Below are 15,095 nucleotides of genomic sequence, written 5' to 3'. Positions count from 1 at the left end.
TGGATAAAGCGACTTCAAGTTAGCATAGATCTGATCTGTACCAACTATAGATCAGATCCATACCAACTTATTGCTTGATTTGATTAGCTTGTCAGTGCATAACTTTATAATTTAGTTAGTAAAAAATTGATCTATACCTATGATTTTGTGAATAAACTCGTGACTAAGCTGTGCATAACTCAAATGCTCATTTTTTGCTTAGTATTAGGCTGATCTGTGAGTAATAAGAGATCTGATCTTTACCAAGTAAAAGTATGATCTGGCTTTTTACTAAATATTTAATAAAATCAGTTAGATACTTCTATATTTTAGCATCTTAACCTTATATACCTATATATTTAACCGATATTAATCTTATTTATTTATACTTAGCTTCAAGAAGTTTACAATTTTTTATTAAATGTCTTATAAATAAAAGGTATGTCGTCTTAAATACTTGTTTACAGCAATTTGAATGGACATTATACTTAAAGCATAACTTTGAGGAAGAAAGTATGTCTATCAATAATAATGCGCTAGCCACTTATAGGTTACTAAAAGCGACAGCAGAAGTTGCTGAAAAATCGCTAGAAGGACGTATTCAACATTATCGTGCTCATCTAAAGTCTGAAGAAAAAGAACTTCGAACTTATACCCAAAAAGCAGCAGCTGATTTATTAGGCTGTAATAATCGTACCTTAAAACGACGCCATGATAATGGTGACTTTGATAAACTTAACATTAAACGTGGTGCAAATGGTCACTATGCATATACCTTAGTAAATATTTTTGCTATGGCCGATATCATGGATATTAAGCCTGATCACCGTACAGATGACGATAAATTACAAGTTATCGTTATCAATTCATTAAAAGGTGGCTGTGGTAAAACAACAAGCATGGTAAATATTGCCGCTGCACTTGCTACAACCAACATTAAACGCTATCGAATCGGTATTATTGATCTTGATCCACAAGGCTCTTCGTCAAGTTTTTTCCCACCAAGTGAGCCAGATCCGATCACTGTGGGTGACTTGATGCGTGATTGTATCGAGCTTGAAGAAAATGAAACTTGGCATGAGTTAGTAGGTAATTCTTTTTTACCTACCCACATTCCTAATATTCGTATTTTACCTTCAGGTATGGATGACTTTTACTTTGAGCATGAAACAGCAACTTTATTAAAAGATAGCTCTAGTTACGATAAAACACGTCACTATCATAAGCTGCTAGAAAAAGTTATCGAGCCAGTGAAAGACCAATTTGACATTATTCTAATTGATACAGCTCCATCCCTTAACTTCATGTTTTATAATGCATTAATGGCTTCAACTGCGATGCTTATTCCGGTTCATCCTGAAGCTGTCGACTTTGATGCAAACAATAAATATTTAAAACGATTAGGTGAGATTTACCATACAGTTGCAGCACTTGGTCACCAAGGTTGGGATTTTATGCAATTCTTGGTAACTAACTATGTTAAGGGTAACCACTCACAACGAGATATTGTTAAAGATGTTCGTAGTGCATTTGGTCGCCAAGTAATGAGCTATCCAATTAATCATAGTTCTGCTATCACAGCTAGTTCATCATCTTTTAACACCATTTTTGATCAAAAAACCTCTGACAGCTTAGCTAGTCGTGAGTCTTTACTTCGTGCTCAAGAAAATATCAAAGATGTAGTAGATGAGCTTGAAATGCTGATCCGCTCGAATTGGCAATCAACTCAGTCGTCTCTAAATTCAGCTAAGTAAGGTAAAGAATAAAAATGGCTAAAAAACGTAAAAATGATACCAGCTTAGATCCTTTTTCAACCTCAATTGAAAGTAGTAGCTTAGATGCTTTGCTTGAACAGGCATCGGCTGGCGATGTTATTAGTATGCCAGCACCTAGCGATCCTACTCGTCAAATTACCCTGGTGTGTAAGGTTATTCCTAGCTCAGAAATTGAATTAAGAACAAAGGTCTATGGTAAAAACCGCCGCGTACAATCATTACTAAATGAAAAGTCAGTTGCCGATATCCTTCCCGCAATTGCCGAAGATGGCCGCAACCAGCACCCTGCACTATGTTGGGATAAAGGTGACGAAATGCTTGTGTTAGCAGGCTCTCGTCGTCGTAAAGCATGTATTTTGAGTAACTCTGATTACTTAGTTTTAAGCTCTGAAGATTTTACAGATCAAGATGCTAAAATCCTTGCTGTATCATCAGACCAATACATTGCCCCAAGTCTGTGGGAGCTTGGTCAAGCTTATCAACAAACCCGTGATGAACTTATTGCTGAGGGTAAAAAGGGCTCTTATCGTGAGATTGCGGCAATTGAGGGGGTATCTCACACTGCGATTGCTGATGCTATCAAAGCTTATGAGAATCTCCCTGCAACAGTTTTGAGCCTTTATCCTACAGCTAACCATGTTGGCCGTGAAGTGGCCAAAAAGCTAATTAGTGCCAAAGAACGTGATGAGCAGTTATTCACTAAGTTAGTAAATGATGTGAGTAGTGATGCTGAAATAGCGCAGATTAGTAGTGATGATAAACGTGCTCTGGCAATTACGAAATTATTAACCGCTGAGCCTGCAACGCCAAGTCGCCGAGAAGCGCTCATCGACAGTGAGTTTGTTAGCGTACAGCGCAATATCAAAAGCGGCGATTTATCTGTCAAAATCGATAATAAAGTGATGACAGACAAACGTTTAGAGCAGTTAACTAAACTTTTAAATAGCTTTAATTAGTTAGTAAAATAATGATCTATCGCGCTTTTACTGTTAGTAAAAGCGTGATCCCAACCTCCCATTTGTTAGTAAAATAATGATCTAATAATATAAAAATAGCTACTCATTAGCCTCACAGATCAGTTTTTTACCAACTAATAACCCCTTTACAGGCTTTTTACTCCATAAATTTGTTTACTTAGTAAAAAAGCGATCTGTAAAGCCCCTGCCTTGTTATTAAGCTGTTTATATCTTGTGCGATTGTTGTTTGTTAAATGCTCAGAATGTCAATTTTCAACTTTCATTTTCTTTTAAAGCAGTTTTTTACTAAGTTATCAGCTCCAACCAGTCCAATATTGCTCAATAGTGCTTTAGCTCTGGGTCGATAGATCATATACTGGCAGAATTATTTTTTGTTTTTACTGCCATAAGCGTTATGTCTGCTAACTTATCCAAAAATGACTTATTAGCTATCTTTGAAGAAATAAAACAAGAGCAAGAAACTCAGTTTCCCCTGTCTGAGCGCTTCATTAAACAGCTGTTTAAGCCACATGTGTTAAGTAAAGCAAAAGAGTATCATCAGAACGGTCAAATAAACTGGTTAGAACATAACAGTGACTTTAGTGTTATTGATGCATCGATGTTTGGTAACGAAGGAAATACCTTCACTCAGCATATTGAGATCAGTAAATTACCAAGTGGATTTTCGGTCGATTCACACTGCACTTGCGGATCTAAAACCAAATGTCGTCATATTGCCGCCGTGTTACTTAAGCTCAAAATTGAACATTCAGGCGACTACGGTGAAGACTACATCATTAACGATTGGTTTAGTGAACTTAAGACGCTTAAGCAGATTGCCAACGAAGATGCCAAACAGGTTTTATTATTTGTTCTTGATGTAGAGAAATCTATAGTAACTATCACCCCGAAGATTGCTAATTATGACCCTGAACATAATTATACCCTAGGTCGAAATCTTACAGAGCAGCAATTAAACAGCTTTGTAACTCCTACTGATTTACTAGAGTCAGACTTTCGTTTATATAGTTGGATACGCTCACAAAATGCACTCGGTAAATTAGAGCTTAAAGGTCAATGGGGGTTTGCTGCACTACAGCAATTAATCGCTACGCAACGTTTGTTCTTAGGTCGTTCACGTCAAGCTATTAAAGCTGATAGCATGCAAGCTCTAGAGTTTGATTGGAAACAAAATAAAGACTTAACCTCATTGAGTATGACGCTAGCAGGCCAAGATAATTGGTTATTATTAAAAACAACACCTCCGACCTACCTTGATCCAGAAAAACTAAAAGTAGGTCGTATTCGTACTCCATTAACAGCTGATGAAATAGCTTTACTCGCAAATATGCCTGCAATTCACACTGAGAACTTTGACCGTGTTTATCAGCAACTCAATGATAACTTCGGTGAAGGGGTTATTCCGCATGCTTTTAAGCAAAGTAAAAAAAGCCTAGCTCGAACTGTATTCCCAGTCATCAGTATTCATAATGACGAGGGTACAATCCGCTTATCATTGCAGTTTAATTATCAAAACTCCTTGTATGATTTAAGCCAAGCTCCAGCGGATATACTCAACCAGTCATTAGAAAATACCGTTGTAAATGAATTAACCAATCTCGGTTTTGAATTATGTAAAGGGGCTTTACAAACTGAGTTTATCTTTAATAAACAATCAGTTATTCATGAGCATTGGCTAAAGTTTGAAATTATTCCTAACTTATTAAAGCGTGGTTGGAAAATTAATGATGAGTTAGAGGTCGGCAAAGCTCTAAAACAGCTTTCACTGCAAGTTGAGCGTGGTAAAGGACATCAGATAGTTAGTAAAATCGTGATCTCTGGAGTCAAAACGCAACAACTATTTATCACTGATAATAATATTTATCAGTCACTTAATAGACAAAGTGAGCGTTTCTATTATTTTACTGTAGGTAAACGCTTTGCGGTAGTTGAAAAGGTCGCGATGATGCAACTTAACGATTATCGTGAACGTTTTGAGCATATCAAAACGCGTGACGAAATCTTAATGCCGCTATCGTTTTTGCCAAAGCTTATTGAGCAAAAAGCGATTAAGGTGAATATTGTTGACGATGCGCTAGATGCTTACTTAGCTGAGTTAAGTGACTCACAACAACTTATTAAAAAGTCCGATATTCAAGGCTTAAACCAAGGTGTGCAATTACGTGAGTACCAACAGCACGGTGTTGATTGGCTCAACTTTTTAAAACGTCACCAGCTCGGTGGTATTTTGGCTGACGACATGGGACTAGGTAAAACCTTACAAGTTATCGCCTTTTTAGCTAACGCAAAACAATCACCTCAATCGGGTCCTACATTAATTGTTTGCCCAACAAGCCTTGTTGGTAATTGGCAAAGCGAAATTAATAAGTTTGCTAGCAACTTAAAAATCACCACAGTATTCGGTGCTGCTCGCAGCGACCAATTACAACAGCTGTCGCAAGCTGATTGTATTTTAACGACTTACCCACTGCTTAAGCGCGACATCGCTTTTTATTCGCCGCTTTATTTTGAAAATATCATTTTAGATGAAGCCCAATATATTAAAAATGATGCAGCTCAAGTTTCACGTTTGGTTAAGCGCCTTAATGCTGACTTTAAATTGTGTTTAAGCGGCACCCCTATTGAAAATAATCTATTTGAGCTTAAATCCTTGCTCGACTTTGCTATGCCGTCTTTACTTGGTTCGCAAACACATTTTAAAAGCTACTTTCAAACGCCTATTGAGCGTGATAACGATGTACAACGCGCTGACGAATTGAAGTCATTGATCATGCCATTTATCTTACGCCGAACTAAAGCGCAAGTTACTCAAGAGTTACCAGAGAAGACAGAGCTAGTAAAAGAATTTGAATTTGAAACTAAACAAAAAGAAATTTATACCGGTATAACTGAATCATTAGAGCAGAAATTGGTCGATCTATTTGCTCAGCAGGGTGTGCAAAAAAGTAAGCTGGCTTTTCTGGATGCATTATTAAAATTAAGACAAATTTGTTGTCACCCCAAATTGATAGATCCAACATCTCAAGCAGGCAGCGCTAAGCTTGAATGGCTTTCTAAACATTTACCTATCATGCTTAGTGAAGGCCGAAAGGTGATTATATTTAGTCAATTCACCATGGCACTTGATGTGATTGCGGAGCGATTAAATGAGCTTGGCATCAGCTTTAGTATGCTAACAGGGCAAACAAGACAACGCGATCGTGTTATCGAAGAGTTTACTCAAGGTGATACATCTGTGTTCTTAATTAGTTTAAAAGCCGGTGGTACAGGGTTAAACCTGACTCAAGCAGATACCGTGATTCATTTTGACCCTTGGTGGAACCCTGCTGTTGAGAAACAAGCGACAGATCGTGCTTATCGAATTGGCCAAACTAATCCTGTGTTTGTTTATAAATTGATTATGGCTAACTCAATTGAACAAAAAGTATTTAAAATGCAGCAGCATAAGCAAGCGCTTGTTGATGCATTATTTACTGAAAAATCAATGAGTTTTACTCAGTTTGATGAAGAGCAAATGCTTGCGCTGATAAAAAATTAAATTTTTTTAAAGTTTTTTTGAACTAATCAAATTTTAGGGCGTCTATTATTATGCTTGTTGTTAAATTGCAGTTTACATAAGCATTATGTTGATTTCCCATTTGGTTACTAAATTTTAGTAATGTTAGAGCCAGCTCTTCTTGAGCTGGCTTTTTTTATGCCTGATCCCCCTACTCTGTTGAGAACTATTTCGTTATGATGATGTGTCTTTAAGTTATTGAGTTTTCGATATGATTACAGAGCTAATTGCACAGATTAATTGGCAAAGTGTGGTGCTTGGTGCTGCTACAGGTGCACTCGCAAGTGGTGTTATTTTTGCTCTGCAAAAAAGCCGCTTAAAAGAACAGTTAGCTGAACTGCAAAATAGTCATCAAATTCAGCAAAGCCATTTAGAGCAAACGCAGTTGCAATTACAAGAAAGCCAACTCTCGTTTTCTCAATTGCAGCAAGATTACGCTGAACAACGTGATGAATCTCAACACTTTAAAACCCGTTTTGTAGAACAAGAAAAACAAGCACAGCAATACAACCAATTTTGGCGTCAACTCGAGGCTGAGCTTGCTGCTACCAAAGCGGCTCTCAATCAACGTGATATTGATTTAAGTACTTTACGCAGCACGGTAGAGCAAAAAGAGCTGCACTTTAAAGAACAGCTCAGTCAAATCAAAGAAAGCAAAGAGCAACTTAAGAAAGAGTTTGAAAATCTTGCTAACCAAATCCTTGAAGAGAAATCTCAGCGTTTTAAAACCTTAAATCAAGAAAGCATTGAGCAATTATTAAAACCTGTTCAGGGTGAGCTAAAAGGCTTTCGCGATAAAATGGAATTGATCCATGTTGAAGATCTCAAACAGCGTGCTGCACTTAAAACTGAGTTATTGCATTTGCAAGCTAAAAGCCAAGCTATTACTGAACAAGCTGATAGACTTAGCACTGCGTTACAAGGTCAAAAGAAAACCCAAGGGAATTGGGGTGAGTTAATGCTCGAAAATGTATTAGACAGCGCAGGACTGCGTGCAGGTGTAGATTATCAACGTGAAGTGTCGTTTAACACCGAAGATGGTCGTCTACGCCCTGATGTGGTGGTGTATTTACCACAACAGCGTCATTTAGTTATCGATGCTAAAACCTCGTTAAACGCTTACACACGCTACGTAAATGCCGATTCAGAGCTTGAGGCACAGCAAGCGCTAAAAGAGCATGTCACGGCAGTGCAATCACGTATTAATGAGTTAGCAAGTAAAGCCTACGATAGACTACCGGGTATTAACTCCCCTGAAGTGGTGATCATGTTTGTACCGATAGAGTCGGCTTTTGTTGAAGCGCTCAAATATCAAAGTGATATTTATCAGCAGGCAATCGAAAAAAATATTTTAGTTGCAACGCCGACTACCTTATTGACTAGTTTGAATATCGTTAAACAATTGTGGCGTTTTGAAGAGCAAACTAAATACTCAAAAGAGCTTGCTGCCCGTGCAGAGCGCTTTTATAACAAGCTAAATGGTTTTCTTACTAGTATGGAAGGGGTTGGTAAGCAATTAGACCGCGCCAAAGAAAGCTATGATAAAGCGTTTTCTCAGCTGTATCGTGGTAAAGGGAACTTGATTAAGCAGGCCTCTGAGTTCAAAGAGCTGGGGGTTTCTGTTCAAAAAGAGTTACCCGCGGAAAGTGTTGAAAAAGCCCAATTAGAGTTAGATTAAATGCGATACAAAAAAGCCAACGTCATGTTGGCTTTTTATTAGTTAATTAGTTCAGCTGACACGATATCGTTGAGCATCAAAAAGTGGTTAAGTACAGACTCCTCAAGCTCGAATACTTGCGCTACTTTTTCGCCACTTGCTGACATCCCTGTTTGCGTTCCTGCAAACTCGATATGTAACCCTAAACGCTTCAGAGTTTGGACATCGTAACTATAAATAGCTGAATCACGTTTTTCGGTAATGCCAGGCATCATACCTATGATAGTAACCGCTTGTTCAACATTGATGATTTTAAAAAATTGTCGTTCTGCAGTTTGCCATTTTGCAATATAGCTAGCGACCTCGGGAGGTTGCTCCATCGGCACGTATAATGGCTGTAATGAGCCCCCATGCCAGCCTATAACGGCTTGTTCTTCAACGAGAACATGTGGACTTGCAGTAAGTACGTAGTTGGCGCAAGACGATGCACAAAGCTCGTGTACTACAACATTGAGTTGATACTCATGCACTAAGCCACCTAAATGTAGACCCGCCATCACATCACCCCCTTGGCTCTTAATAACCAAGGTATTGATTTGTTGATCGCTACTTACTAATAATTGTTCGAACTTTTCAACATTTTGCTTTGATGTTTCGCCCTGAAAATAAATAGTGCTCGGCGATACTTCACTGATTTCAGCAACGTTTTGCTGTGTTGTTTTACAACCAACCAGCAGCACGCTCAATAATAATAAAAAACGCATTAACAATGCCTTGAAGTTTTGTTTGTATACAGTGCGCAATTTAATAATATGTCATTAACGAACTGCAAAAATGGCATAGTACGTTTTTTTGCTTGAGAAATAAATCAGCATAATAGGAACAATTGTATGAATATTGGAATTTACATTTATGATGATGCCGAAGTGCTCGATTTCTCAGGTCCATTTGAGGTGTTCAGTACCGCTAAGCGCCTAGCGGATAATGACTGGCAAGTGAGTTTAATTGCCGAAACTACTGGTCCTGTTCTTGCCCGTGGTGGTTATAGTGTAAACCCCCATTACAGTTTCGCTGACTGTCCTTCGCTTGATTTACTTATTGTGGTTGGTGGTGATCATACTCTAGAACTTGAAAAAGCAGAGGTTATTGCGTGGTTAAAAAATACTGCTACTAAAACCAAACGTGTTGCCAGTGTTTGTACGGGGGAGTTTTTGCTTGCCAAAACAGGGCTTTTGAACGGTAAAAATGTCACGACTCATTGGCAAGATCAACCTGAGCTGGCTGCTTTGTTTCCTGAGCTCAATGTGATTGCAGATACTCGTTGGGTCACCGACGGTAAGTTTACCTGCTCAGGAGGAATTTCTGCAGGCATTGATATGAGCCTAGCGTTAGTCGCTGAATTTATTAGTTACGAGCATGCCCTACTGACCGCCAAACAGATGGAATATGAATGGCAGACGTTATAATTTTTCAGGAATGTAGTCGGTTATAAACTGTTTTAAACAGACAGCCTTTTTACTCAGTAAACGTGCGCTTGGCCAGATAGCATAAATGTCGCGGTTTTCCCCTCGCCAGTGTGGCAGTACTTGAACTAACTGCTGAGATTTTAATTCATCTATAACCTCAAACCGAGGTAACAAAGCAACACCTTGCTCATCACAAACTAAGTATTTTACAAATCCGGTATCGTTAAAAGTAGTAGCAAATCGGCACATGTGCGTATAAGTTGCATTCGTTTGTGTATTGGTTAGCTGCCACTTATTTCTCAACGTGGTACCAATTAACCTATGCTGTTTTAAATCAGTTGGCTCTTCTATGGAAGGTGCTGAATCAAGGTATGCTTTTGTGCTTACAAATAAGGTATCAACACTGCCTAACTTTTTTTGATGGAGCATAGAATCAACCTGCGGCCCGACTCTTATTGCTAGATCAGCTTGGCTTTTACTCAGATCTTCAAGTTGATTATTAAGCAATAGCTCAAGTTGAAAATCAGGGTACTGTTTAGTAAATGCTAGCCACATAGGCTTTAAGAAACCATGACTAATATTGAGAGGTGCCAGAACTTTCAGCTTCCCTGACAATTGTGCTTTTTGCTCATTAAGTTGACGATGGGTTTGTTCAAATTGCTCAATTAATTCAACATAACTTTGAAAATATACCTCTCCTGCTTGCGTTAACGTGCATTGCCTTGCTGAGCGATTTAAAAGCTGCTCGCCTAGGCGTTGCTCAAGTCGTTGCAAGCGTCTCGATACAGTTGCGGTAGGCAACGACAAGCTCTCAGCCGCATTACTTAGGCCGCCTTGTTTAACAATCTGTATGAATAGGGCAATATCGTCAATCATGTTCTCATTTATGCAATCATAGTTTGTTTATCTTGCTATTTTTAGCATTTTTGCAATTAGATATCATGTCTTTTATTAAATCATTTAAGAGCATCTAATTATGAGTGTTAATGATATTTATGTGATAACTTTTGTAGGCATAGCGGCGACTTTGTTCATTGATCTTTATGCTTTTCTGCTGGCTAAAGTGTTTAAGATACCGTCATTAAACTTTTGTTTAGTTGGCCGTTGGGGCTTGGGTTTATTAGATGGAAAGTTTAAGCACCTGAATATAGCAACTAGTCCAGTTAAGCAGTTTGAGTGCGTGTTTGGCTGGTGTTTACACTACTTTATTGGTGTTTTATTTTCGTTTCTATTTATATTATTGGTCGGTATTGCTTGGCTTGAACAGCCCACCTTAATCGCTGCATGTATATATGGATTAGCTAGCGTATCTATGCCATTTTTTGTTATGCAGCCCGCTTTAGGGATGGGGATAATGGCTACGAAAACAGCAAACCCACTTCAAGCCCGCTTAAAAAGTGCTGTAACTCACCTACTTTTTGGTGTCGGAATATATTTATCAGCTCAATTCATTCAATTTATTTAGGAGTATGTAATGGACGCAAAGCATTGGCATCAACGTTGGGAAAATAACGAAATTGGTTTTCATGAAGGAGACGTTAACCGTTATCTAGATCAGTATTTTACTAACTTAAATTTGCAGCAAGGCGATACTGTTTTTGTACCACTGTGCGGAAAAACTCACGACATTCATTATTTGCTAGCGCAAGGTATGCGTGTTGTTGGGGCAGAACTTAGTGAGATAGCCATTAAGCAGTTATTTGATGAGTTAAAGCTAGAACCCGAAATTAGCCAACACGGCGAACTATTACGTTACCAAGGCGCAAATCTAACCGTTTGGGTGGGTGATATTTTTGCACTTACTGCAGCTGATCTTGGCCCTATCAACGCAGTTTATGACCGTGCCGCTTTAGTTGCGCTACCAAAGCCAGTGCGCATTCGCTATACCCAGCATTTACTTGAATTAACTAATAGAGCTAAACAGTTAGTGGTGGTCTTTGAGTATCAGCAAAGTGAGTTTTCGGGTCCGCCGTTTAGTGTAGTCGCCGATGAACTACATCAGCACTACGATGCTTTTTATCAACTAACATTACTGTGCAAAGAACCTCTCGAAGGTGGCTTAAAAGGGCAAGTCCCTGCCATGAACGTAGCTTGGCATTTAAGTTAGTACTTACAAACTATTGGTGTGTAAATTCACACCCTAGTTGTGCGTTTTTGTGGCTAGTTATTGTACCTCTGTGCGTGCACTATAGAGATACCAATCCGCAATAATACTTAATCATTTTGAGGGATTAAACCTGTCGCTACCTGCGTTAAAAATTTCTGAGTTAGAACAACTAAATAACGAAATTTTTGCCTTGCTATCAACGAGGTTTCTTCGCCTCACAATAGACTACTTAATTAAGCGAATTGGTATGAAAAGCGTATTTAAGGAGTACATTTATGCAAAAGCCACGCGTTTTCTTTGTTTCACATGGCGGCGGTCCTATGCCTTTATTTGGCGATCCAAGTCATGCCGATATGGTCACTTGTTTGCAGTCCGTTGCTGCTAAAATTAAAAAGCCATCTGCTATTTTGATGGTGAGTGCGCACTGGGAAGCGAACCCTATTAGTATTACTTCGAGTGCTGCTCCTGAGCTAATTTATGATTACTATGGTTTTCCTGAGCCTGCTTACAGTATTGAGTACCCAAGCCCAGGTGAACCAGCCCTTGCCGAAAAAGTACATCAGGCATTGGCAAAAGCTAATATCGATAGCGCATTAAACCCATCTCGTGGCTTTGACCACGGTATGTATGTGCCTTTGAAAATTATGTATCCAGAAGCAGATATACCTTGTGTGCAATTGTCGTTACATCCAAGCCTTGAGCCAAGCTTACACCTAGCGATAGGTGAGGCTTTACAACAACTTGATTACGATAATTTATTGATCATTGGGTCTGGCTTTACTTTTCATAATATGCGCGCATTTTTCCCCCCTGAAACCGCTGAAATTAAAGCGCAAAATATGGCTTTTGAGCAATGGTTAGTTGATGTATGTGGCAATACTGAGCTGAGTGAGCAGCAGCGACAAGCTAAGCTATTAGAATGGCAAATGGCCCCTGCGGCGCGTTTTAGTCATCCTCGAGAAGAGCACTTATTGCCGTTACATGTTTGCTATGGTGCGGCGATGCGCCCTTGTAGTGATATCTACGAACTACGTATTGCCAATAAACAAGCCAGTATGTTCTTGTGGGACGATTAAGTTTAAGTTCAACCCCCTTGATAACACGATAAAAGCTCAGATTTTATTCATCTAATTTGGTACGCTAGGTAAGTTAAAACCTAGGAACAACAAAATGAACTTAATAAAAACATCAACCCTTGCGTTTGCTGTGGTTGCGGGTTTAGGTTTGCAAGCATGCTCAAGTACAGAGCAAGCGAGCACCCCATCAGCAACAGTGAACGCAACGGCTAATCCACTCTCGCTTGCACAAATTTATAAAGAAAAAGACTTTAAAGCTGAGCGTAGCACCTATTTTACGTGGCTCGATGATGGTACTGGTTATACGGTACTTGAAGAGCGCGAAAGCGATAAAAACAACCAAGACGATAAAGCTAAAGACGATGAGCACGGCGTAAAAGGCAATGATATTGTGTTTTATAACGCCGATGGAACGGGTCGTAAGGTACTTGTTAGCTACGAAAAATTAATTCCCAAAGGTGATAAAGAGCCACTCACCGTTGAAAGCTATCAATGGTCTAAAGATGGTAAATGGCTGATGGTTTTTACCAATGGCGAGCAAGTGTGGCGCTCACGTAGCCGTGGTGATTTTTGGCTATTAAACCTTGAAACAGATTCGCTATATCAGTTAGGTGGCGAAAACATCGAAGCGAAAAAGCTAATGTTTGCTAAGTTCTCACCAGATAGCTCAAAAGTAGCTTACGTGCGTGATAACAACATCTACATGGAAAAAGTCGGTAGCAAGGCTGTGACTGCTTTAACCACTGATGGTAACGACACCATTGTTAATGGTAATTTTGACTGGGTATACGAAGAAGAATTTACTATTCGTGATGGTTTTCGCTGGAGCCCAGACAATAAATCAATTGCCTATTGGCAGCTTGATACCAGTGGCGTGAAATACTTCACCATGATCAATAACACCGATGATCTCTACCCTACCCTTAAAGAATTCCCGTATCCAAAAGCCGGCGAGATGAACTCTGCGGTTAAAGTGGGTGTGGTCAGTCTTAGCGACAAGAAAACTCGCTGGGCTGAACTTGGTGGCGATAATCGTGATCGTTATATTCCACGTATTAGCTGGGCAGGCACTGGTGAATCTTTGATGATCCAAGATCTTAACCGCCCGCAAAGCCACAACAAGGTTTGGTTATTCGACTGGCAAAAACAACAGCTAACTAAAATCCTTGAAGATAAAGACAATGCCTTTATTGAGTGGTTTTATAAAGCAAACTGGTCAAAAGACGGTAAGTTCTTTATTTGGCACAGTGAGCGTGATGGCTGGCGTCATCTATACCGTGTATCTCGCGATGGCAAAACGGTTGTTGATTTAACGCCGGGCGACTATGACATCATTGATATGTTAGCGCTTAACGAAGATAAAAACGTTATGTACTTTACTGCATCACCGGATGATCCTAGCCAGCGGTATTTATTCCGTACGTCGTTAGATGGCAGCTCTAAACCTATGCGCGTAACGCCAGCGTCATTTGATGGCTCAAACAGCTATTATATGTCTAAAGATACCTCTTGGGCGATGCACACATTCTCTAAATTTGGCACTCCACCAATGAAAGAGATCATCAAAGTAAGCGATCATAGCAATGTGAAAACCTTAGTTGAGAACAAAGCATTAAAAGAGAAATTAGCGACTGAGCAATTACCGACTCACGAGTTCTTTACAGTTAATGCCCGTGATGGTGTTGAGCTTGATGGCTACATCATGTTCCCAGCTAATATGGATAAAAGCAAAAAATACCCAATCGTTTTCTATGTTTATGGTGAGCCATGGGGCTCAACAGTACAAGACCGCTGGGAAGGTAACAGTTACTTATACAAGTCGTATCTAACTCAGCAAGGCTTTATTGTTGCCTCAGTTGATAACCGCGGCACGCGCGCACCAAAAGGCAGAGATTGGCGTAAGTCTATCTACAAAAAAATAGGCTCTATTACCGTACGAGACCAAGTTGACGCCCTTGATGCAATGGCAAAACGTTGGGATGTCATTGATACCGACCGTGTCGGTGTATGGGGTCACTCTGGTGGCGGTAGTTCAACACTTAATTTGTTATTCCGCCATGGTGATAAATATAAAGTTGGTATTGCCTCAGCCCCAGTGCCAGATATTCGCTTGTACGATACTATCTACCAAGAACGCTATGCGGGTAACCCAAATACCGATCCTGAAAGTTACGACAACACGTCGCCGATTACTTTTGCAAAAGATCTGCAAGGTAAGTTGCTACTGATCCACGGCACCGGAGATGATAACGTACACTACCAAGGTTCAGAGCGTTTAATTAACGAATTAGTTAAGCACAATAAACAGTTTGAGTTTTTCTCTTACCCGAACCGTTCTCACAGCCTACGAGAAGGTAAAGGCACTACCCTGCACTACCACACTATGATGGCTAACTTCTTCGAAAAGCATTTACTTAATACCAACCCGCAATAATACTTAATCATTTTGAGGGATTAAACCTGTCGCTAACTGCGTTAAAAGTTTCTCATTTAGAACAACTA

Annotated in this window: 12 protein-coding genes; 10 read left to right on the top strand and 2 right to left on the bottom strand. The window is 39.5% G+C overall.

Features of this window, described 5'->3' with window-relative positions; translation table 11 throughout:
* The first annotated feature begins 494 nt into the window (after positions 1–494).
* The 4 genes from EVU92_RS17045 (at position 495) to rmuC (ending at position 7,965) form a co-directional block, all read left to right on the top strand.
* Positions 495–1,733 carry an AAA family ATPase gene (locus tag EVU92_RS17045; protein ID WP_130052365.1) on the top strand — a complete coding sequence of 413 codons (1,239 nt, stop codon included), beginning with the start codon at positions 495–497 and terminating at the stop codon, positions 1,731–1,733.
* A gap of 14 nt (positions 1,734–1,747) precedes the next feature.
* On the top strand, positions 1,748–2,710 hold the full coding sequence (locus EVU92_RS17040) for a transcriptional regulator (RefSeq protein ID WP_130052364.1): 963 nt from the start codon (positions 1,748–1,750) through the stop codon (positions 2,708–2,710).
* 415 nt (positions 2,711–3,125) lie between these two features.
* Entirely contained in the window at positions 3,126–6,269 is a 3,144-nt protein-coding gene (locus EVU92_RS17035) for a DEAD/DEAH box helicase (RefSeq protein ID WP_130052363.1), read from the top strand.
* Between the two features lie 229 nt (positions 6,270–6,498).
* Positions 6,499–7,965, top strand: coding sequence for a DNA recombination protein RmuC (rmuC, locus tag EVU92_RS17030; protein WP_130052362.1), 1,467 nt, complete (start codon positions 6,499–6,501; stop codon positions 7,963–7,965).
* A gap of 38 nt (positions 7,966–8,003) precedes the next feature.
* Here the strand turns inward: rmuC and EVU92_RS17025 are convergent, their stop codons facing one another.
* Positions 8,004–8,708: a hypothetical protein gene (locus EVU92_RS17025; protein ID WP_130052361.1), complete on the bottom strand. Its 705-nt coding sequence runs from the start codon at positions 8,706–8,708 to the stop codon at positions 8,004–8,006.
* Between the two features lie 126 nt (positions 8,709–8,834).
* On the opposite strand from EVU92_RS17025, the gene EVU92_RS17020 reads away from it, so the two are divergent.
* A complete protein-coding gene (locus EVU92_RS17020) occupies positions 8,835–9,410 on the top strand; it encodes a DJ-1/PfpI family protein (RefSeq protein ID WP_130052360.1) in 576 nt (191 codons plus the stop codon).
* On the opposite strand, the gene EVU92_RS17015 is transcribed toward EVU92_RS17020, so the two are convergent.
* Positions 9,405–10,286: a LysR family transcriptional regulator gene (locus EVU92_RS17015; protein WP_130052359.1), complete on the bottom strand. Its 882-nt coding sequence runs from the start codon at positions 10,284–10,286 to the stop codon at positions 9,405–9,407. The genes EVU92_RS17020 and EVU92_RS17015 overlap by 6 nt on opposite strands.
* Positions 10,287–10,386: 100 nt before the next feature.
* On the opposite strand from EVU92_RS17015, the gene EVU92_RS17010 reads away from it, so the two are divergent.
* From EVU92_RS17010 to EVU92_RS16995, 5 genes are all read left to right on the top strand, one after another.
* Entirely contained in the window at positions 10,387–10,875 is a 489-nt protein-coding gene (locus EVU92_RS17010) for a DUF2938 domain-containing protein (RefSeq protein ID WP_130052358.1), read from the top strand.
* A gap of 9 nt (positions 10,876–10,884) precedes the next feature.
* Positions 10,885–11,517: a thiopurine S-methyltransferase gene (gene tmpT, locus EVU92_RS17005; RefSeq protein ID WP_130052357.1), complete on the top strand. Its 633-nt coding sequence runs from the start codon at positions 10,885–10,887 to the stop codon at positions 11,515–11,517.
* Positions 11,518–11,617: 100 nt separating this feature from the next.
* Entirely contained in the window at positions 11,618–11,902 is a 285-nt protein-coding gene (locus EVU92_RS21790) for a CcdC protein domain-containing protein (RefSeq protein ID WP_346654653.1), read from the top strand.
* Entirely contained in the window at positions 11,793–12,593 is an 801-nt protein-coding gene (locus tag EVU92_RS17000) for a class III extradiol ring-cleavage dioxygenase (protein WP_130052356.1), read from the top strand. The genes EVU92_RS21790 and EVU92_RS17000 overlap by 110 nt, the downstream gene beginning before the upstream one ends.
* Positions 12,594–12,687: 94 nt before the next feature.
* On the top strand, positions 12,688–15,027 hold the full coding sequence (locus EVU92_RS16995; RefSeq protein ID WP_130052355.1) for a S9 family peptidase: 2,340 nt from the start codon (positions 12,688–12,690) through the stop codon (positions 15,025–15,027).
* The last annotated feature ends 68 nt before the right edge of the window (positions 15,028–15,095 follow it).

Source organism: Pseudoalteromonas sp. MEBiC 03485, from assembly GCF_004195145.1.
Lineage (GTDB): Bacteria > Pseudomonadota > Gammaproteobacteria > Enterobacterales > Alteromonadaceae > Pseudoalteromonas > Pseudoalteromonas apostichopi.
This window is presented reverse-complemented; position numbering and strand designations above follow the sequence as displayed.